The 19,611-nt window shown below is 65.8% G+C and carries 12 protein-coding genes and 1 tRNA gene; 10 read left to right on the top strand and 3 right to left on the bottom strand.

Annotated features, from left to right (window positions below; translation table 11 throughout):
- Positions 1-25: 25 nt before the first annotated feature.
- The 4 genes from AC5P76_RS07415 (at position 26) to AC5P76_RS07400 (ending at position 3,931) form a co-directional block, all read left to right on the top strand.
- Complete coding sequence (locus tag AC5P76_RS07415; RefSeq protein ID WP_253119169.1) at positions 26-1,381, top strand: TolB family protein; 1,356 nt, start codon at positions 26-28, stop codon at positions 1,379-1,381.
- Positions 1,374-2,687, top strand: coding sequence for an MATE family efflux transporter (locus AC5P76_RS07410; protein WP_253119167.1), 1,314 nt, complete (start codon positions 1,374-1,376; stop codon positions 2,685-2,687). Before AC5P76_RS07415 ends, AC5P76_RS07410 begins: the two co-directional genes overlap by 8 nt.
- Positions 2,684-3,769 (top strand): alginate lyase family protein, encoded by a 1,086-nt coding sequence (locus AC5P76_RS07405; protein WP_495222715.1) that lies wholly within the window; start codon positions 2,684-2,686, stop codon positions 3,767-3,769. The genes AC5P76_RS07410 and AC5P76_RS07405 overlap by 4 nt, the downstream gene beginning before the upstream one ends.
- Positions 3,770-3,854: 85 nt before the next feature.
- Positions 3,855-3,931 (top strand) — tRNA-Arg (locus AC5P76_RS07400).
- A gap of 187 nt (positions 3,932-4,118) precedes the next feature.
- Here AC5P76_RS07400 and AC5P76_RS07395 read toward each other — a convergent pair.
- From AC5P76_RS07395 to AC5P76_RS07385, 3 genes are all read right to left on the bottom strand, one after another.
- A complete protein-coding gene (locus tag AC5P76_RS07395) occupies positions 4,119-5,474 on the bottom strand; it encodes a Gfo/Idh/MocA family protein (RefSeq protein WP_253119163.1) in 1,356 nt (451 codons plus the stop codon).
- Positions 5,475-5,539: 65 nt separating this feature from the next.
- Positions 5,540-8,515, bottom strand: a complete 2,976-nt coding sequence (locus AC5P76_RS07390) for a TonB-dependent receptor domain-containing protein (RefSeq protein WP_253119162.1) — start codon at positions 8,513-8,515, stop codon at positions 5,540-5,542.
- A gap of 119 nt (positions 8,516-8,634) precedes the next feature.
- Positions 8,635-11,988, bottom strand: a complete 3,354-nt coding sequence (locus AC5P76_RS07385) for a TIM-barrel domain-containing protein (RefSeq protein ID WP_111187222.1) — start codon at positions 11,986-11,988, stop codon at positions 8,635-8,637.
- Between the two features lie 322 nt (positions 11,989-12,310).
- On the opposite strand from AC5P76_RS07385, the gene AC5P76_RS07380 reads away from it, so the two are divergent.
- The 6 genes from AC5P76_RS07380 (at position 12,311) to AC5P76_RS07355 (ending at position 19,564) form a co-directional block, all read left to right on the top strand.
- Entirely contained in the window at positions 12,311-13,477 is a 1,167-nt protein-coding gene (locus AC5P76_RS07380) for an SIS domain-containing protein (protein WP_128988378.1), read from the top strand.
- Positions 13,470-14,408 carry an ROK family protein gene (locus tag AC5P76_RS07375; protein ID WP_053518015.1) on the top strand — a complete coding sequence of 313 codons (939 nt, stop codon included), beginning with the start codon at positions 13,470-13,472 and terminating at the stop codon, positions 14,406-14,408. Before AC5P76_RS07380 ends, AC5P76_RS07375 begins: the two co-directional genes overlap by 8 nt.
- Before the next feature lie 17 nt (positions 14,409-14,425).
- On the top strand, positions 14,426-15,760 hold the full coding sequence (locus AC5P76_RS07370) for a D-tagatose-bisphosphate aldolase, class II, non-catalytic subunit (RefSeq protein WP_253119160.1): 1,335 nt from the start codon (positions 14,426-14,428) through the stop codon (positions 15,758-15,760).
- A complete protein-coding gene (locus tag AC5P76_RS07365) occupies positions 15,678-16,571 on the top strand; it encodes a DeoR family transcriptional regulator (RefSeq protein ID WP_262917953.1) in 894 nt (297 codons plus the stop codon). The genes AC5P76_RS07370 and AC5P76_RS07365 overlap by 83 nt, the downstream gene beginning before the upstream one ends.
- On the top strand, positions 16,568-17,683 hold the full coding sequence (locus AC5P76_RS07360; RefSeq protein WP_253119158.1) for an N-acetylglucosamine-6-phosphate deacetylase: 1,116 nt from the start codon (positions 16,568-16,570) through the stop codon (positions 17,681-17,683). The genes AC5P76_RS07365 and AC5P76_RS07360 overlap by 4 nt, the downstream gene beginning before the upstream one ends.
- A gap of 102 nt (positions 17,684-17,785) precedes the next feature.
- Positions 17,786-19,564 (top strand): MFS transporter, encoded by a 1,779-nt coding sequence (locus tag AC5P76_RS07355; protein ID WP_164150519.1) that lies wholly within the window; start codon positions 17,786-17,788, stop codon positions 19,562-19,564.
- Positions 19,565-19,611: the final 47 nt, after the last annotated feature.

Genomic DNA, 19,611 nt, shown 5'->3' with positions numbered 1-19,611 from the left:
CGCGGACCGGCCTGGACCTCATTCGATGAACACTCAGATCTTCATTAACAACCTGAAGTACCTCAAGCGAAGGCTGAAGGAAGCGCCGGAGTTGGCGCGACAGGCTCTCGCGCACGCCCGCGGCCCGATGCGTGACTGGAGCAAGGCCCCCCTCAGGGTCGACAGCCCTTCCAGGCCCTACCGACCGCAGGAGAGTGCGGTACCGGTGTCGACGGTTAGTCCTGGCTCCGGTCACTACATGACCACCTTCTTTGACGTTGACCCGTTCTCTCCGAGCGGCCGCTTCCTTGCCGTCACACAGGTTCCGTTCATCGAGCGCATCCCCATTCCGGGCGATAAGGCACGTGTTTGCGTGATTGACCTGGTCGAAGGCGGGTGCGAGGTCGTGCACGAGACCTTGGGCTGGGGGGCGCAGCTCGGCGCGAACGTGCAGTGGGGCAGCAGCGATGACATCCTGTACTGCAACGACGTCGTCGAAGGACGGGCCACGGGCGTGCGCATCGAACGCGCCCAACGGAAGGTCGTCCCTCTGGATGGACCCGTCTATGGTCTCTCCCCAGACCGACGGTACTCCTATGCTCCCGACATCGAATATGTGAACGCGATCATCCCTGGCTATGGCGTAGCCGATCCGCTGACCGGAAAGAAGCGGCAGACAACGCCCCTGAGTTCGACGGAAGGCATCTGGCGGACCGACCTTGTGACCGGGGAACGGAAGCTTCTGGTGAGCTTGAGGGACATCGTTGAATGCCTGCCGGATCAATCAGAGCTGGCAGGCAGCACGTACTATGTGTTTAACGTCAAGGTCAATCCCACCAACACGAAACTCTTTGCCGTGCTCTTCTGCACCGGCGTACGCCTCCGCGGCGGAACGCCGGTTCAGCTGGTGACCATGAATCTGGATGGCTCCAACATCAAGCTCGCCATGCCGGATGCGCTATGGCGGGTCGGGGGCCATCACCCCAACTGGACTCCGGACGGCGAGCACATCCTGATGAACCTTCGCCCGAAAGGTAAGCCGATGGCGTTCGTGCGCTTCAAGGCCGATGGCACCTGCCTGGAAACCGTCGCACCGGGCCACAAGGGCAGCGGGCACCCAAGCCTGGACCCTTCCGGGCGGTTCCTGGTGACCGACTCTTACGTGTCGGAGGGATTCAGAAACTCCCAGAACGATATACCGCTGCGCCTCATTGACCTTGAAACAAACAAGGAACAGGCGCTCTGCTGGATTCATACCAAGAACCTCAACGGTCCTCGGCGTATAGATCCGCATCCGGTGTGGTCCAGCGATGGCACCCGCATTGCCTTCAACGGGATCGTGGACGGATTCCGACAGGTCCTGATTGCCGACACCCGACAGATTACCCGCGCTCATGGCTAAGCGAGCGCTCGATACACTTGCGACGATCGTCACGCGTTTTGGAGCGAAATCGGTCAATCTTCTGGTTTTTCTGATCGTCGCCAGGCAGCTCTCCCTGGCGGAGATGGCTGCCTACGGATTCATTTTCTCGACGACGCTCATATACTCGACCATTCTCGACCTGGGCACCCGCAATTCTCTTGCCGTGTTCATCGGCAAGGAACCTGCGCTCACGCACGACTATACCCGCAGCGGATTCTTCCTGTGGCTGGTCCTTTCAGTGCTGGGTGTACCGGCGGCGTATCTGACCCTGCGCGCATCCGATCTGGGGATGGCCCCGGCCCAACTTGCCGCTCCGTTCTCGATCCTTCTGGCGGCCATGCTCTATTTGCGCATGATGCAGGGAACCCCCCTCGGAACCGGCGACATCAAGTTGTTCAATCGGTCGGAGCTGGCATCCAGAATAGCGTTGCTGATCGGCACTGTCCTGCTCCTCGTCATCCCCGGTGCATTCACGCTCCTTGGCGCAGTATGGGCCCTGGCAATATCCCAGGTTGCCGCTGCACTCTATCTCTTCGCAAAGCAGCTGCCAGCAATCCGCGTTCCATCCGGCAAGAGCACTGCGACCGCGCTGGCTTGGAAACTGGTCAGCCGGGGCTTCCTGTTCATGCTCTCAGTGCTGCTGATGAACGCGGCCAAGCGGGTCTCGTTCCTGGTTGTCAGCCACACCTCCGCAAGTGATGATGCAGGTACGTTCTTCGCCCTGCAGCGGTTGACCGAGATCATCACCGAAGTGGGCATGGCCATTGCGGTAGTGGCATTCTCATACAGCGTCCGCTCATCCAGCACCAAGGAGGCCGTCGACAGCAGCGCAGCCATGCTTCGCACCTCCATGCTGCTGTTCACCGTAGTATCCGTGGCCATGATCGCAACGGCGGATGTGTCGGTCCCGCTGCTGCTGGGTTCACAGTTCTCCGCAGATGGCTGGCTGTTCGTGCTCCTGGTCGCTGCAACGCTCAGTGGTGCACCCTGGACCATCCTGTTCCCCAGTCTCTCGGTGGTTCTGTCCCCATTCCGTGTTTTCCTGCTGATGCTTCCGGGAGTTATGCTCAACATCGTTACCGCCAAGCCGCTGACGGAGGCCTATGGCCTGAACGGTGCGGCGATTTCCATGTTGATCTCGAACGTTGTACTAACGCTCTCCTTCCTTCTCGTATACCGGGTCGCTTTCTCCGTTCCCATTCACCGCTTCCTGATCATCAACCGTGATGACCTGGCCGGAATGCGCGCTCTGCTGGAGAAACTCAGAATGAGGTTACGTCGATGATGATTTCCGCCAACATTCCTGCCCTTGCCAAGGCACGCAGGTCGAACACCCTCTGGACCCGGCTCTGTTCAATGCTGTTTGCACTGCTGCTGCTCGCCAGCGTGGGCGAGGGACATGCCGCAGGATCCGCGTGTCCGAAGATGCCCCAGATGTCCCCGGAGATGGGAATCATCTCGCGCTACTACGGCCCGTCGGTTGACGCGACGTTCTCCACGATGAACCCCAAAGCGGTGGCGGAGCAGAAGCCGGTCCGTACGCGAATCGGCGGGCCCGTGGTGGCGCTGAACCGATTGGCGGCCCAGTATGCGGAGGCTGAGTCTGCGGGTCGTGCCCAGGTCGGAGAGTGCATCGCAAACCTGGTCCATGAAATGGCTCGCACAGACTATCTGGGAGAACCGCGCAGCCGGGAAGACAGATACTTCCGTGACTGGCTGATGGTCGCCGTGCTGGCCAACCTGCTGGGCCTTGATGAAGCACAGCTGGAGGGTGTCCTCGATTCACCGACCAGGGCGTGGATCAAACAAGCGGCGGATGCATCAAACGCATTCTTTCAATCCCAGCCAGTCGATAACCACTATTACTGGAGCGGTCTCTCCCTTGTACTTTCAGCGGCCGTGCTGAAGGATCGATCCATTGAAGAAGCCGGCCAGCGGGTGCTCTCACGTGGGCTTGCACAGGTGACCCAGCAGGGCCTGCTCCCTGCCGAGGTTGCCCGGGGCAAGCGCGCAACCCATTACCATCTCTTTGCGGCCATCCCGCTCGCAGCCATGCAGCAGGTCGCGGGGAACAGTGAACAGGTCGCGCCGCTCTCGCGCCTGACCCGTACGCTCCTTCTCGATCTCCGCGATGGCACTGGCGGGCCCATAGCGAAGGTCGCAGGCCCGCAGCTTCCGAGCGAATCGCTGCCTGGCCTTCCTCTGTTGGCGAACTACCTGTCGAACGACCCGGAACTGAGGAACGCCTATCAGGCAATCATCGCGAAGCAGTCCGACCACTTCTTCTTCCTGGGCGGAAGCGTGAAGCGCTTCGAGTCGGCGCTTGAGAAGAGCAGGCAGCGTTTGCGGGCAAGGGAAGCCGGGTAGTGCCGCCCTCGCAGCCCTGGCGGGTCGGCCCCTGCTTTGCTGGACTTCCGAAAACGCAAAAGTAGGCATACACTATGCGGCCAACGCGCCCGTAGCTCAGCCGGATAGAGTAGTGGCTTCCGAAGCCATTGGTCGGGGGTTCGAATCCCTCCGGGCGCGCCATCTTTCCCTGCTCAGGCCATCGATTGTTGGCCCACCGGCACGGCCCCGGAATCAGCAGGCCGCTGATCTTCCACGCTAAGAACTGGAAGCCGGCAGCCGCCGAGCGCAGGCCCAGCGCCACAGGGGCGAGCACACCGGTCCACACAGCAACGCCGGGCATGGCCCGGCGCTACCGTGGGTGTACGGATCAGTACGTGCCGTCGAAGGCGAAGATCGGCTGGCGCTGCTTCCACGCGCCAGCGGTGAAGTCAGGGAACTCCAGCGTCTGGAAGCCATTGGCAATGGACTGCTCGGACAGCGGGGTGATCGCGCTCCAGGTCACCGCATCGTAGATGTCGATCGGCATCGGCGCCTTGGCCTTCAGTGCCTCGACGAACGCATGGATGACGAACCAGTCCATGCCGCCGTGACCGGCGCTGGCCGCGGTGTCGGCATGCTGCTTCCACAGCGGGTGCTCGTACTGATCCTGGTAGGTCTTGAACTCTTCCCACTGGTGCGGCGGGCTGCGGCCTTCAATGTGGATCGAGTGGTTGACGTCCATCCACAGACCCTTGGTGCCCTGCACGCGGAAGCCCATCGAGTACGGTCGAGGCAGCGAGGTGTCGTGCTGCAGCAGGATGGTCTCACCGTTCTCGCAGGCAAGCGTGGTGGTCACGATGTCACCCAGCTTGAACTTCACTTGGGTGCTGGGGTGGGTGGTGCCACCGCTCTTGGCCACGGTGTACTCGTGCAGGCCGCGTGCCTTGGTCGCGAAAGCGTTGATATGGGTGAAGCGGTTGCCGCGGTTGATGCCGGTGTACATCGCGCACGGGCCGATGCTGTGGCTGGGGTAGAGCTCGCCGTTGCGCTCCACCGAATGCTCGGTGCGCCAACGTGCCTCGCTCCAGCCTTTGGGACCGAACTCCACGCCGCTGTCGTAAGGCTGGCTGGGATCACCGGAGTTGAACTTCACCCCGCGCAGGTCGTGCTGGTAGCCGGCCTGCAGATGCACCAGCTCGCCGAACAGGCCCTGTCGCACCATCTGCAGGGCGGCCATCACATCGCGGCGGTAGCAGACGTTCTCCAGCAGCATGTACGGCGTGCCGGTCGTGAGCTGGGTCTTCAGCACATCCCAGTGGTCCTGCAGGGTGATGCCGGCCACCACCTCGCAGCCTACGGCCACGCCCGCCTGCATGGCGGCGATCGCCATCGGCGCGTGGTATTCCCACGGCGTAGCGATGATCACGCCATCGATGCCCTTCTGTTCCAGAAGGCGCTTCCAGGCGTTGCTGTCGCGATCCTGGCCATAGGTTTTCGGCGCAGGCTTGCCGGCCTTGGTCACCATGTCCACGGCACGACCCAGCATGATCGGCTCGATGTCGCACAGTGCAATGACCTCGACATCGTCGCGGCGCACCAGCTCCTTCAACAGCACCTGGCCGCGCATGCCGGTACCGATCATGGCCAGGCGGAGCGTGCGCCCGCGCGCCCAGGCCGGGGTCTGTGGCAACAGGCTGCTGGCGGCGACGGCGGCACTGGCCGCGATGAACTCCCTGCGTTTCATGGCAAACATCTCTCCTCTTGGAAGCGCGCCGGCCGCAACCGGCGCGCTGGATCACTCGAACCTGCTTACTTGAATCGATAACCGACGGTCACACTGTAACCACGGCCGAAGATCGTCGCGTAGTCGCTGGAGTCACCCAGGAAGCTGTTCGGATCGTAGAACGGCAGCCGGTCGAACAGGTTCTTGACGGTGAAGCTCAGGTTCCAGGCGTCATCGGGGCGCCAGGTGACGCTCAGGTTGGCGGTCCACCAGGACGGCGCGCCGTCGCACTTGCTGGCCTGCAGCGCCAGGTAGCCGGCGGTGCAGGTCTCCTTGTTGTTATCCACTTCATCCACGCGGTCACGGGCCCACTTGGTACCGCCCACATAGTTGACGAACATGCTGGTGGTCACCTGCTTGTAGGTCCAGTCGGCGTTGAGCGTGGCGCGCAGGCGCGGGTTGTTGTAGTAGCCCACCACGTCGCCGTAGTACCAGCCGCTTTCCTCATCCATGTAGTAGCGGTTGCGATTGGCGATGGTGGCGGCCAGGCCCACGTTCAGCCCGCCCCACTCGCCCAGCGAGAAGCGGCTGCGTGCGTCCACGTCGAAGCCGTCGACCAGGGTCTTGCCGCGGTTCTTGTACTGGCCGACCACGCTGGCCACGTTGCCCACGCTGTAGCCGGGCAGGACCGAGGGGCAGCTCACACCGCTGGCCGGGTCGGCGCACATCGCCGCCAGCTGGGCCAGGTTTGCGCGATCGGCATCAGTGATCGGCGAACGGGTGGAGGAGATGATGTCGGTATCACGGCTGAAATCCGGGGCGACGATCTCGTTGTTGCGGTAGATGAACCAGTAGTCGGCCGACACCGACAGCCAGCTGGCCGGCTCGTAGACGAAGCCCAGGGTGGCGATCTTGGCCTTCTCCGGCTTCAGGTCCTGGTTGGGCTGGGTCATGCGGGCCACGGTGCGGCTGCAATCGACGTTGGCCAGGCTCTTGCCCAGGTCCACGTCACCGGCGCGCTGCGACTGCCGCAACAGGTCGGCGATCGCGTTGGTCTCGGCGCAGCGCACCTCATCGCGGTAGCCACCGAGCTGGGCGAACACGCCACCGCTGCCGGACTCGGCCAGGCTCGGCGCACGGAAGCCGGTCGAATAGGTGCCGCGCAGCATCAGTTGATCGAATGCCTGGTACTTGAAGCCGATCTTCGGTGCGACGTTGGCGCTGAAGTTCGGGTATTTGTCCACGCGGACCGCGGCATCCAGTTCCAGCTTGTCGGTGATCGGCGCCACCGTTTCGGCGAACAGTGCATAGGTGTTGCGCGCACCGTCGAACCACGAGCCGCCCTGCTGGGTGATCAGGCCGGCGGCTGCGTCGGCATTGCCCGGCGTGTAGAAGGTTTCGCGGCTGGCATTGAAGCCGAACGCGGCGCGCATCTCACCGGCCGGCAGCTGGAACAGCGGGCCTTCGATCTTGCCGTCCAGGGTGTGCAGGCGCGTCCAGGACTGGATGTCGAAGGTCGGGAACGCCTCGCGGATCAGCGCTGCGTTGGCTTCGCTGATCTCACCGAACTTGTATGCCGGATGGTCGGAAATGATCACCCGCCCGGTACCCGGATCCACCGAGTAGGGGCCGAAGGCCTTCTCGAAGCCCTTCAGGTTGACGTTGATGGTCTGGTAGGTGGTGGAGTGCGTGCCGGCGGTGGCGAAAGCAGTTTCCCAGTTCCAGTCACCCATGTTGCCACGTGCACCGGTCAGCACGCGGTAGCTCTTGTCGGTGTTGCGCTGGCCGAAGTAGTTGGCGCCGGCATCCTGCAGCAGGTACTGCAGGCCGACTACGCCGCCCATCATCGCCTTCAGTTCAGGGCTGGCGTGGTTGTACTCGTTGTTCGGCCCCAGGTAGGGATACAGGAACTGGTTGACCGTAGTGCCGGTATCGCGGGAGAACCAGCTGGTCGGATTACCGGTGGTGGTGCCATAGCTGCGGGGTGTACCGCCATTGGCACGCAGATCGATGTCGGTGTAGGTCGCCTCGGCGAAGATTTCGGTCGAGTCGCCCACCAGGAAGGTGCCATTGAGGTAGGCGGTGTTGCGCTCGGACTTGGCGCCGGCGTCGATCTCGTTGTTCATCCAGGTCTCCCAGACACAACGCGGACCGGCGGCCTCGCCCTGCAGCACGTTCTTGCACCCGGGTGCGGCCTCCTGCACGCGGCGGCCGGTGACCGGATCGAAGGCGAAGTAACTGCCCGGGTTGAACTCACCCGGCTTGCTGCCCACGCCCAGGCGCAGGTTCGTCAGGTAATTGGGATTGTTGACGTAGTACTGCTCGGGACGCTTGTCGTAGAAATCACGCAACGGGATCGCGTCACGGCGGTACATGTTGACCGCACCGTAGATGTTGAAGCGGTTCTCGGCCAGGTCGCCGAAGCCGGCGGTGATGCTGGCCTGGCGCTCACCGTAGGAGTCGATGCGCGATGACGTATCGTTGGTGAAGTTGATCTCCGCGCCCTGGAAGTTGCGTTTGGTGATCACGTTGATCACACCGGCCACGGCGTCGGTGCCGTACACCGCCGAAGCACCATCGGTGAGCACTTCCATGCGTTCGATGGCGGCAGCCGGGATCGCATCGATGTTGACGAACTGGGTCTGGAAGCCGGCGGGCGCGCCGTAGTACGACAGGCGACGACCGTTCAGCAGCACCAGCGTGCCCTGTGCGCCCAACCCACGCAGATTGGCCTGCGAGGCACCGTCGGAGCCGGTGAACAGCGAGCGCGAATCCTGCTGCGCCGGGCGGGCAGCCGGCAGGTTGTCGAGCACCTGCAGCAGCGTACGCGCACCCATGTTCTGGATGTCCTGCTTGCTGATGACCTGGACCGGCGAGGCGGTTTCCACATCGGTACGGCGGATGTTGGAGCCGGTGACCTCGATGCGGGCCAGGTCGGTGGCGTTGTCCTTGCTGTCCTGCGCAGCGGCAGGCAGGGCGACCGACAGCAGCGCGCCGGCAATGGCCAGCGTCAGCGGAGCGATCGTGCGACAGGGGGGGCGGCGGTAGCGTGCGGGCAACATCGGGGTTCTCTCCTGGCAGGGGTGCGGCGCGAATGTGGATCAGCGGGCAAAACGCTCCCGGGCCACGGCCAGCAGGCCGCAGTCGGTATGGGCGGGGGAGGAGCGGTGTTACGAAGGGGTCATGGGGCGACGATGCTGGCGGAGTCGCCCTCCTGGCCGATCAGCACGGCGTTGGCCCAGTTGGCACAGACCTGGGCGGGTTGACTGCCCTGCGCACCCAGCGTGCGCAGGCTCAGGGTGGTAAGGCCACGGATGTCCAGCTCCGGCTTGACCACGCCGGGCGCCTTCACCAGGCCGCTGTCGTAGAGCAGGCGGTTGTCGCCCCAGACCTGGAACTGCAGGCCGCCTGCGCTGCGGCAGGCATCATCAATGCCCAGATCCGCACGCAGCAGGCGCCAGCCGCCCTGCAGACGCAGGTCGATGCGGCTGTTCGCGCCCACTCCCAGGCCACGGCGGAACTGCAGGCCGTTCATGCGCATGCCGGCCTCGCCACGGAACGCCTGGTCGGCGCGCACCTGGCTGGCCAGCGCGGCCGGCACCGGCAGCTCGGAGAGATAGCGCTGCCGGGCCGGTCGCTCCGGTTCCTGGTGCTCGAGGATGTGGAAGGTGGACAGCGCGATCGGGCCGACATCGCGTGGCTGCAACGCGTCGAACGCGCGGGCGCTGCCCTGTGCCGCAGTGACCATCGGGTCGGTGCTGCTGGCGCCGTCACCTTCGGGGTTCTGCACGCTCAGCACCCGGAAACGCAGCAGGCGACCGGCGTGTGCGGGGAAGTCGATGCGCTGCATCCCTTCCTTCAACTGCAGCCGGCCCCGGGCGATCGGCTCGCCCCATTCGCCATTGCTGTCGCCCAGGTACACCTCGTAGTCGCGGACCTGGCCATGCTTCCAGTTCTTGTCGTTGCGTGGCGCCAACTCGATGCCGTCGATCATCCGGCGCTCACCGAAGCCGACCACCCATTCGTGGGCGCCGGTGCGCACGGCCTGGTTGCGCACGCTGCGGAACCAGGTGGCCGGGTCATCGTCGAACGCGTTCTCCAGCGGATGGCCAGGCTCTTCCGCCGGGCGGTTGACCACCAGCAGGCTGTCGGCCGGCAGCTCGCGGCCGAGCACCGGCGCGGCCGGATAAGCATCGTCCGCAGCGGCGGCGGTCACGGCGAAGTCCAGCTGCACCTGCAGCGGCTGGCGGATATCCTGCGTGGCGGTACGCACATGGACGGTGCCGCCACGCTCACGGGCATCGAAATACCAGCCTTCGTCGGCACCGTTGAAGGCTGCCGCGTCGGCCAGCGCGGGCAGCACACGGGCGCCGGCCTGCACTGCGCGCGGGGCCTGCCGGCTCAACACGCGCAGGCCGTAGCGACGCTGCGCCAGCTGGCCCTGGTAGGTGCCCTGCACGGCCGCGATCTGCACCTGGACCGGGCCACTGCCCTGTGCCGGCGCCTGCACGCGGATCTGCTGCGTGCTCGATTCGCCCTGCTGGTAGCGGCGGGTGTTGCCGTCGTCTTCGTACAGGGTGTACTGCGAATCGCCCTGCGGATAGAGATCGAAGGTGACCTCGTCCAGTGGCTTCTCGCCATCGAACAGCATCGACGGATACATCGGCAGGATGGCCCCGGCGCGCACGAACACCGGCAGCGTGGCAAGGTCGACCTGGCGGTCGAGCTGACGGCCCTCGGCGCCGGCCTGCACGCGGCGGCCATCCCAGTAGTCGATCCATCCACCGGCCGGCAGATGGATGTCACGCCGCCAGCCGCGGCTGGCCGCCTGGCTGCGGTAGACCGGTGCGATCAGCAGATCGCGGCCCAGCAGGAACTGATACTTGTAGGTTTCGTCCTGCGCATGCGGATCGCGCGGGTAATCCCACATCAACCCACGCACCGGCGGCGCGCCGGTCTGCGCGGCGTCGTGCACCAGCCCGTACATGTACGGCGTCAGCCGCATCTTCAGTTTCAGATAGTCGCGGTTGATGCTGCGGTAGGGTTCGTCGTACCACCACGGGTGCTTGCGCGCGTTCGACGACCAGCCACTCATGCCCATCAGTACCGGAGTGAAGGCCTTCCACTGCAGGTCGCGGGTGTAGGTCTCGGCGCTGCCGCCGAAGATCGCATCGACATCGCCACTGGCATAGGCCATGCCGGACAATCCCGAGCCGACCAGGGTCGGCACGTGCCAGCGGATGTAATCCCAACTGCTGCTCTGGTCACCGGTCCAGGCAACCGCGTAGCGCTGGATGCCGGCCCAGCCCATCACCGTCCACAGGAAGGGACGCGAATCGGAATTGTCGACGATGCCATTGAACGCCTGGCGGTTGGCGTCCATCGCGAACTGATAGCCCTTGCCGGTCCAGGCCACATCCAGCTTCTGTACACGGCTGCCGGCCTTGCCGACTTCCCAGGCGATCTTGTCGACACCGTTCTCCGTCCACAGGCCGGTGCGGAAGCCGTATCCGGCCAGACCCTTCACCGTCTCGGGCAACTGCTTGTAGCCGCAGCCATAGCCGTCGTTGGGCAGGATCCAGCCACCGGGCATGTCGTGTGCCCGGTACTGCTTGGCCACGCTGTCGACCACGTCAGGCGTGGTGCCGGTCGGGCCATCGCTCCAGCCTTCGGGCACGGTGCCCGGCTTCTTCGCGTTGTCGCCGTCGTTGTAGCAATCGGCATCGCCATAGGACAGCGCCCAGCGCGCGACCATGTTGGGGCGGCCGGTCAGCTGCGTGTAGCGCTCGATCAATGCCGGCAGATCGGCACCGACGAAGTAGTAGGCGTCGAAACGATCTTCGCGATGCAGCAGGGTGGACTGATCGGGCTGGCGCAGGTCGTAGCTGCCGTCGCTCCACGTATTGCGCAGCATGCCCCAGCCGCGGCTGCTCAGCAGCATCGGCGCCGGGCTCGGTCGATCACCCTCTTCCCAGCCGCCGGAGTAGGACACCTCAAGCTCGCGTCCCTTGAACTGGTAACGGCCATTCTGCTGGCCGCCGCCGAAGAATCCTTCGTCGGGCTGCGACGAGAGTACCTGCACGCTCTGTGCAGCATCCAGGTCCAGCGGCTGCAGCTCCTGCCACAACGCAGTGGGCTGGCCATTGTCCAGACGCTCCAACCGCAGGCGCAGCGGCTGGCGCTGTACGTGCAGCACGAGTGCGCCGGTGCGCAGACGGATCTCCTGCGCATCTTCTTCCAGCTGTGCCTGCACGTCGGCACTGGGCTGGGGCAGCACGATCGGCGCGGCCTTGTCGCCGGCTCCGGTCAGTACCCCCTTGCGCCCCGCCTGTACACGGACAATGTCGGCAGCCGGCAGTTCGATGCGCACACGCGCGCCGGTGTCGGTCTGCAGGTCCCAGGCGGGCGTGCCCGCCTTGCTGGCGGTGACCGAGCGCAGGTTGCCGATGGGTTCGGCGTGGGCCGACATGGACGCCAGCAGCAGCACCGGCAACAGGGCCAGCATCAGCGGCGAGCGACGAATGCAGATTTCCACGCGGACTCCCAACCCGTTCACCGGGCGTTTCGAAAGCGGTTGGGCCGACTCTAGGGCAGGGATTCGAAAGATGTCAACAAATGGAAAGCAAAAAGTAAGATAAGTTCGACTGAAACGAAAGGTGATGCGGCGCAGTACTTTGTGTAATCGCTTGCACTCCCCTGTTAAGCTTGGTGCGATACGGCATTTTTCGATTCCTTTCGTTTGGGACGATTGCGGTCTGTCAGAAACGCCAAGCGCTCTTTATCTTTCTTTTTGCTTTCGGTATTTGACATTTCGAAAGAAAACACAGATCGTGCGATGGCCCAACTGGAACCTCCGAATGGACGTCACCCTGCTTTCCGATGTGTCCGCCTGGCAGCGCCGGGGCGGAGCCGATACCGCTACTGAAATCGCCCAGCAGCCAGCACTGTGGGACGCGCTTGCACAGGATCTGCTGCAGGCCCGCGAACGCCTGCAGGCCTTCCTGGGCGACCGCCTCGACAATCCCGATCAGCGCGTGTTGTTCACTGGCGCCGGTAGTTCCGGCTTCATCGCCGAGATGGTGGCCGATGCGATCAACGCGCAGTGGGCCGCTGACGTCCGTGTGGTGCATACCACCAGCCTGCTGACCCATCCGGCGCTGTATCTGCAACGCGACCGCCCCACCCTGCTGGTTTCGTTCGGCCGCAGTGGCTCCAGCCCGGAAAGCGTGGCAGCGGTGGACCGTGTGCGCAGCGACGTGGATGACGCACGCTTCCTCGACATCACCTGCAACGCTGATGGCGAACTGGCCCGGCGCGGTGCCGGCCGTGCCGATACCTGCACCCTGTTGATGCCGTCGGCCAGCTGCGACCGTGCCTTTGCGATGACCAGCAGCCTGACCTGCATGCTGCTGGCCGCGCTGACCGTGTTCGACCGTTCACCGTGGCAGACGCGGGTGGCGCGCCTGACGCAGCTCGCTGCGCTGGCCCGCGAAGGCCAGGCGCAGTGGGATGCACCGGTGGCCGCGCTGGCACAGCGCCCCTTCAACCGCGTCATCTACCTGGGCAGCGGTCCGCTGGAAGCGCTGGCGCGCGAGTGCGCGCTGAAGGTGCTGGAGCTGACCGCCGGCCGCGTGCTGGCGCTGGCCAACACGCCGCTCGGTTTCCGCCACGGCCCGAAATCCACGCTGGATGGCAGCACCCTGGTGATCGTGCTGCGCAGCGTGCAGCCGCTTGCACGCCGCTACGAGCAGGATCTGCTGGACGAGCTGCGCCGCGACGGTGTGGCAGGCCAGGTGCTGGCCATCGGCCCGCATTCGGACATCGGTGCCGACGATGACTACACCCTCGCCGTACCCGTCCTGGAGCCGGTTCTGGATGATCCCTGGCTGGCGCCGGTGTGGCTGGCCTTCGGCCAGCTGTTCGCACTGCAGCGATCGGCCGCGCTGGGGCTGACCCCGGACAATCCGTTCCCCGACGGCACGGTGAACCGCGTGGTCAAGGGTGTCACCATCCACCATGGCTGAGTTGATCGCCCATGCCTGCTACGGCATCGATATCGGCGGCACCAAGATCGAGCTGGTGGCGTGCGATGCGGCGATGCAGGTCACCTGGCGCCGCCGGGTGGCCACTCCGCAGGGTGACTACGATGGCTTTCTGCGGTCGGTGGTGGCGCTGGTCGCCGACGCCGACGCCGCACTGGGCCGCAACGATGCGGCCATCGGCATCGCGCTGCCCGGCGTGCGTGACCGCCGCACGGGCCGCCAGCTGAGTGCCAACGTGCCGGCGCTGACCGGCCACAGTGTGGCGGCCGACCTGCAGGCACGCCTGCAGCGTCCGCTCCATTTCGGCAACGACCTGCAGTGCTTCGCCTTGTCCGAAGCCCATGGCGGCGCAGCCGACGGCTACCCCAGCATGTTCGGCGCGATCCTCGGCACCGGCGCCGGTGGCGGCTTCTGCCTGCAGGGCCGCCTGCTGTCCGGCTTCAACGGCCTGGCCGGGGAGTGGGGCCACTGGAGCGTGCCGGGCCACCTGCTGCAGCGTCACGGCCTGCCGTTGATCGACTGCGCGTGCGGCCTGCAGGGCTGCGTTGAGCGCTATGTATCCGGCAGCGGCCTGGCGATGATCGAACGCCACCTGGGCGGCGCGGCCGTCGATGCCAGTGCGGTGATCGCACTGGCCGAAGGCGGCGATGCGCGTGCACGCAGCGCGCTGGACATCCACCGCGACCTGCTCGGCCACAGCCTCGCTGCGCTGGTGCTGGCCCTGGACCCGCATGTGATCGTGCTCGGTGGCGGCCTCTCGCAGTACACCCCGCTGTACCAGCAGCTGCCGGCGGCAATCGCTGCCCATCTGTTCAACGGCGTGCAGGTGCCGCCGATCGTGCCCCCGCGCTTCGGCGATGCCGGTGGCGCGCGCGGTGCCGCGCTGCTTGCCTGCCAACCCTCGTTTTCCTGATTGTCCGGAGCATGACCATGTCCCCGTTGCAGACCCTGCTTGCCTCCCACCGCGCCGGCCACAATGTGGGCCTGTACAGCGTCTGCTGCAGCAACGAACAGGTGCTGCGCGCGGCCATGCATGTGGCACTGGCACACGACACGGTGCTGCTGGTCGAAGCCACCTCCAACCAGGTCGACCAGTTCGGCGGCTACACCGGCATGACCCCGCCGCAGTACCGCGACTATGTCGGCACGCTTGCGGATGAGGAAGGCTTTCCGCGCACGCGGCTGATCCTGGGCGGCGATCATCTCGGTCCGAACGCCTGGCAGAAGCGCCCCGCCGCCGAGGCGATGGCCCACGCGCGCGTGCTGATCGAAGCCTACGTGGCCGCCGGCTTCCACAAGATCCATCTGGACTGCAGCATGTCCTGCGCCGACGATCCGGTGCCGCTGCCTGATGCCACCGTGGCCGCGCGTTCGTCGGAACTGGCGACGATCGCCGAGCGCACGGCTGCCCGGCTCGGCCTGCCGGCGCCGGTGTACGTGATCGGCACCGAAGTGCCCGTTCCCGGCGGCGAAGCCTCGCTGGCCGGCGGCCTGCAGGTGACCACACCGGCAGCCGCCGCGCAGACCCTGGCCATCCACCAGCAGGCATTCGATACCCCCGAACTGCGCGATGCCTGGCAGCGCGTCATCGCGATGGTGGTGCAGCCGGGCGTGGATTTCGATCACAGCAGCGTGCACGAGTACGACCCGGTCGCCGCCAACGCGCTGGCCGACTTCCTCGAGCAGCAGCCGCGCATCGTGTTCGAGGCGCACTCCACCGACTACCAGCGCGAAAGCGGACTGCATGCGCTGGTCCGCGATCATTTCGCGATCCTCAAGGTCGGCCCCGCCGCCACCTTCGCCTATCGTGAGGCGCTGTTCGCGTTGGCAGCGATCGAACAGGCGCTGCTGCCGGCTGCGCAGTGCTCGCGCCTGCCACAGGTGCTGGAGGAGGTGATGGTGGCGCAGCCGAAGTACTGGCAACCCTACTACCAGGGTGACCAGGCGACACTGCGCCTGTTGCGCAGTTATTCCTTCAGTGACCGCTGCCGCTACTACTGGGGCGAACCGGCACTGCTGCGCGCCGTGCAGACGCTGTTCTCCAACCTGGAGCAGCACACGCCACCGTTGGTGCTGCTGAGCCAGTACCTGCCGGAGCAGTACCGCGCCGTGCGTGACGGCCGCCTGGCCAACACGCCGACGGCCCTGGTGCAGCACCGCATCGGCCAGTGCCTGGGCGAGTATGCCCGCGCCTGCAGCGCCAACCAGGCAGGCAAACGCGGTCAGGACACACGATCCGCTGCCGGCATTGCTGCGAACGGCTAATCTCTACCCCTCACAGCAGACCCGAGACTCCGCCATGCGCAACACCCGCTCCCGCCGGCAACAGATCCTGCAGCTGCTGATCGAGCACGGCTCGGTGCAGGTGGCCGATCTGGTCGAGCGCTTCGGCGTGTCCGCGGTGACGATCCGCGCCGACCTGACCCACTTCGAGTCGCAGGGCCTGGCCAACCGCACCCACGGTGGCGCCAATCTGGTGCGCACGCCTCCGCAGGAGCAGGACATCCATGAAAAGGATGCGCTGAATCTGCCCCTGAAGGAGTCCATCGGCGCCTGCGCGGCGAACCTGGTGCAGGCCGGTGACAACATCATCATCGACTCCGGTTCGACCACCATGACGCTGGCCCGCCATCTGCGTGGCCGCCGCGATGTGACGGTGATGACCAATGGCCTGAACATCGCGTGGGAACTGGCCAATGCTGCCGGCATCAATGTGCTGCTGACGGGCGGGCTGCTGCGTCAGCAGTCGCTGTCGCTGCAGGGCAGCCAGGCCGAGGCCAGCCTCAATTCCTACAGCTTCGACACCCTGTTCCTGGGCGTGGACGGATTGGACCTGCAGTTCGGCCTGACCACCCACGATGAGGCGGAAGCGCGCCTCAACCACCGCATGGTCGAGCGCGCGCGGCGCATCGTCGTGCTGACCGACGCCTCCAAGTTCGGCCGTGTCAGCCTGCATCGCATCGCCCGCCTGGATCAGATCCATACCGTCATCACCGACGCCGGCATCGACGACGCAACCCGCGAGGGCCTGCAGCGGCTGGGCATCGAAGTGATCATCGCCGAGCCGCCCGCATGACCGACACCCGTTCCCTGCATGGCCGCATCCTCACCCCGCTGGGGTGGCGACGTGGCCATGTCCACTTCGACTCGCATGTGCGCCTGCTGCAGGTGGACGACCACAGCGGCGGTGATGACCCGCAGCTGCAGGTGATCCTTCCCGGTTTCATCGATCTGCATGTGCACGGCGCTGCCGGTGTGGACCTGATGCAGGGCGGCGACGTCGCCCGCACCATCGCCCGCACCCACCTGCGCTTTGGTACCACCACCCTGCTGGCGACCACCATGACCGCCGGCCTGGACGAGATCGAGTACGCCCTGCAGGGCGTGGCCGCCACCATGGCAGCACCGGACGACGAGGCCGCATGCATCGCCGGCGTGCATCTGGAAGGGCCGTTCATCAGCCCTCAGCGCCTGGGCGCACAGCCCAACCGTACGATCGAGGCGACGCTGGCGCTGGTGCAGCAGCTGCATGCGCTGGCACCGATCCGGGTGATGACGCTGGCGCCGGAGATCGGCGAACACACGGCGCTGATTCCTGCGCTTTCGGCGATGGGCATCCGTGTGCAGCTCGGCCACAGCGCGGGTACTTACGAAGAAGGTGTAGCCGCTCTGCAGGCGGGTGCATCCGGCTTCACCCATCTGTTCAACGGCATGACCGGCGTCGATCACTATCGCCCGGGCATCGCGGCGGCGGCGCTCGCCCATGCACGTTACGCCGAGATCATTCCCGACCTGCAGCACATCCATCCCGGCGTGATCCGCCTGGCCGCGCGCGCGATTCCCCGCCTGTACGCGGTGACCGACGCTACGGCCGCCACCGGCATGCCGGATGGCGAGTACGCGCTGGGCGAACAGCGCGTGCACAAGTGTGGCGGTTGCGTGCGGCTGGCGACCGGTTCGCTGGCCGGCAGCGCGCTGACCATGGACCAGGCACTGCGCAACCTGGTGCGTGTCGGCCTGGATCTGGCCGACGCCTCGCAGCGCGTTTCCACGTTCCCGGCCGACTACCTGGGCCTGGGCGATCGCGGTCGCATCGCGCCCGACGCCCGCGCCGATCTGGTGGTGCTGGACGCTGGACTGCGCCTGCAGCAGGTGGTGGTGGGTGGCCGGGTGGTCGAGCTGCACTGAGCAACGTCCCTGCCGTAGAGCCACGCATGGCGCGGCGCCACAGAACGCAATCTGCGAAGAACCGCCGCCGGGCAGGGTCCGGCGCTACCACAGGAACTGCCGATGACTGCAAGCACCGCTCCGCGCTGGCCCGTACGCTATCTGCTCTTCATCGGAGGCCTCGGCGGCCTGCTGTACGGCATCGATATCGGCATCATTGCCGGTGCCCTGCCCTATCTGGAAGCGACCGCCAGCCAGGCCTGGCAGCTCAGCAGCCAGCAGCTGGGATTCGTCGTTGCAGCCGTTCTGCTGGGCAGTGTGCTGTCCTCACTGTTTGCCGGCATGGTGGCCGACCTGATCGGACGCCGCGGCGCGATGCTGCTGGCTGGCGTTCTGTTCACCGCCTCCATTCCCATCATGGCGCTCGCTTCGGGCTACACGCCGCTGCTGCTGGGCCGACTGCTGCAGGGCATCAGCGGCGGCCTGATCGGAGTGGTGGTACCCCTGTACCTGGCCGAGGTGCTCAGTCCGGAGCGGCGTGGCCGGGGTGCAGCGATGTTCCAGCTGCTGCTGACCATCGGACTCGTGCTGGCGGCGCTGATCGGCCTGTACCACGCCCAGACCGTGGATGCCGCTGCCGAAACCGTGCGCTCGCTGCCGCTGGCACAGCAGGCGCAGGAACTGTTCGCCGTGAAGGACCATGCGTGGCGGACCATCTTCTGGAGCTGCCTGACGCCGGGCCTGGTGTTCTGTGCCGGCATTTTCTGGCTGTCGGAGTCGCCGCGCTGGCTGGTCCGCCGTGGTCGGGTGGACGACGCCCGTCGCAGCCTGCTGCGGGTGCTGCCGGCCGCCGAGGTCGAGCCCACGCTCGCGCGCATCCAGGCACCGGAATCCAGTGGCACGAACGGCAGGCGTGATCCGCTGCTCAGCCGCCGCTACGTGGTGCCGTTCGTGCTGGCCTGCGTGGTCCTGGCCTGCACCCAGGCCACCGGCATCAACTCGGTGCTCGCCTATGCGGTGAACATCCTCAACCAGGCGGGCCTGTCCGGTTCGGTGGCCAATGGCGCCGACGTGGCGATCAAGCTGCTCAATGCGGTGATGACCGTGGTCGCGCTGCTGCTGGTCGATCGCAAGGGCCGCAAGTTCCTGCTGATGCTCGGCAGCGGCGGTATCTGCGTGGCGCTGCTGGCCGCCGCCACCCTGTTTTTCCAGGCCGAACGCGGCCGCGCCGATGTGCAGCCGCAGCTGCAGGCCGCAGCCAGCGGCGATGGCCTGCATCTGGTACTGGACGAGGCGCAGTGGCAACGCCTCACTGACGGCATCGACAGCGAAGGCCGTCCGATGCAGTTGACCGTCTCCTATGCCTATGGCGACTTCACCAACGTGCGCGCACTGCGCAGTGACAACCTGATCGATCGCGAGCTGCGCATCGACCGTGCCGGCACCGTGCAGCCGGACAGCGTCATCGGCGCCTTCTTCCGCACCCTGCACCTGAATCCATTCGCAGACCCGGCCGGCGCCGCGCACGCACCACTGCGCATCGAGCAGGCGCGGATCGGACCGGTGCCAACGCCGGCCCACGGCTGGGCGGTGGCCGCCTGCATCCTCGTGTTCGTTGCCTTCTTCGCGGTGGGCCCTGGCGTCTGCGTATGGCTGGCACTGTCCGAGCTGATGCCCAACCGGATCCGCTCCAATGGCATGAGCATCGCGCTGCTGATCAACCAGTTCGTGTCCACCACCATCGCCGCGATCTTCCTGCCGACCGTGGGCCACTATGGCTACGCCAGCATGTTCCTGTTCTGGGCGGCATGCACATTCGTGTTCTTCCTGGTGGCTGCGTTCTGGCTGCCGGAAACCAAGGGCAGGTCGCTGGAGGAAATCGAGGCCCGGTTCGCCCGGTAGCGGTCGCCTTGGTCGACCTCCGCGCGCAGCGCGGGTTCATGGCGCGC

This window comes from Stenotrophomonas sp. YJH_SMC_36 (genome assembly GCF_059369935.1).
This window is presented reverse-complemented; position numbering and strand designations above follow the sequence as displayed.

Coding starts and splice junctions, on each gene's coding strand:
- AC5P76_RS07415 (WP_253119169.1), top strand. CDS start 26: ATGAACACTCAGATCTTCATTAACAACCTGAAGTACCTCAAGCGAAGG.
- AC5P76_RS07410 (WP_253119167.1), top strand. CDS start 1,374: ATGGCTAAGCGAGCGCTCGATACACTTGCGACGATCGTCACGCGTTTT.
- AC5P76_RS07405 (WP_495222715.1), top strand. CDS start 2,684: ATGATGATTTCCGCCAACATTCCTGCCCTTGCCAAGGCACGCAGGTCG.
- AC5P76_RS07395 (WP_253119163.1), bottom strand. CDS start 5,474: ATGAAACGCAGGGAGTTCATCGCGGCCAGTGCCGCCGTCGCCGCCAGC.
- AC5P76_RS07390 (WP_253119162.1), bottom strand. CDS start 8,515: ATGTTGCCCGCACGCTACCGCCGCCCCCCCTGTCGCACGATCGCTCCG.
- AC5P76_RS07380 (WP_128988378.1), top strand. CDS start 12,311: ATGGACGTCACCCTGCTTTCCGATGTGTCCGCCTGGCAGCGCCGGGGC.
- AC5P76_RS07375 (WP_053518015.1), top strand. CDS start 13,470: ATGGCTGAGTTGATCGCCCATGCCTGCTACGGCATCGATATCGGCGGC.
- AC5P76_RS07370 (WP_253119160.1), top strand. CDS start 14,426: ATGTCCCCGTTGCAGACCCTGCTTGCCTCCCACCGCGCCGGCCACAAT.
- AC5P76_RS07365 (WP_262917953.1), top strand. CDS start 15,678: ATGCCCGCGCCTGCAGCGCCAACCAGGCAGGCAAACGCGGTCAGGACA.
- AC5P76_RS07360 (WP_253119158.1), top strand. CDS start 16,568: ATGACCGACACCCGTTCCCTGCATGGCCGCATCCTCACCCCGCTGGGG.
- AC5P76_RS07355 (WP_164150519.1), top strand. CDS start 17,786: ATGACTGCAAGCACCGCTCCGCGCTGGCCCGTACGCTATCTGCTCTTC.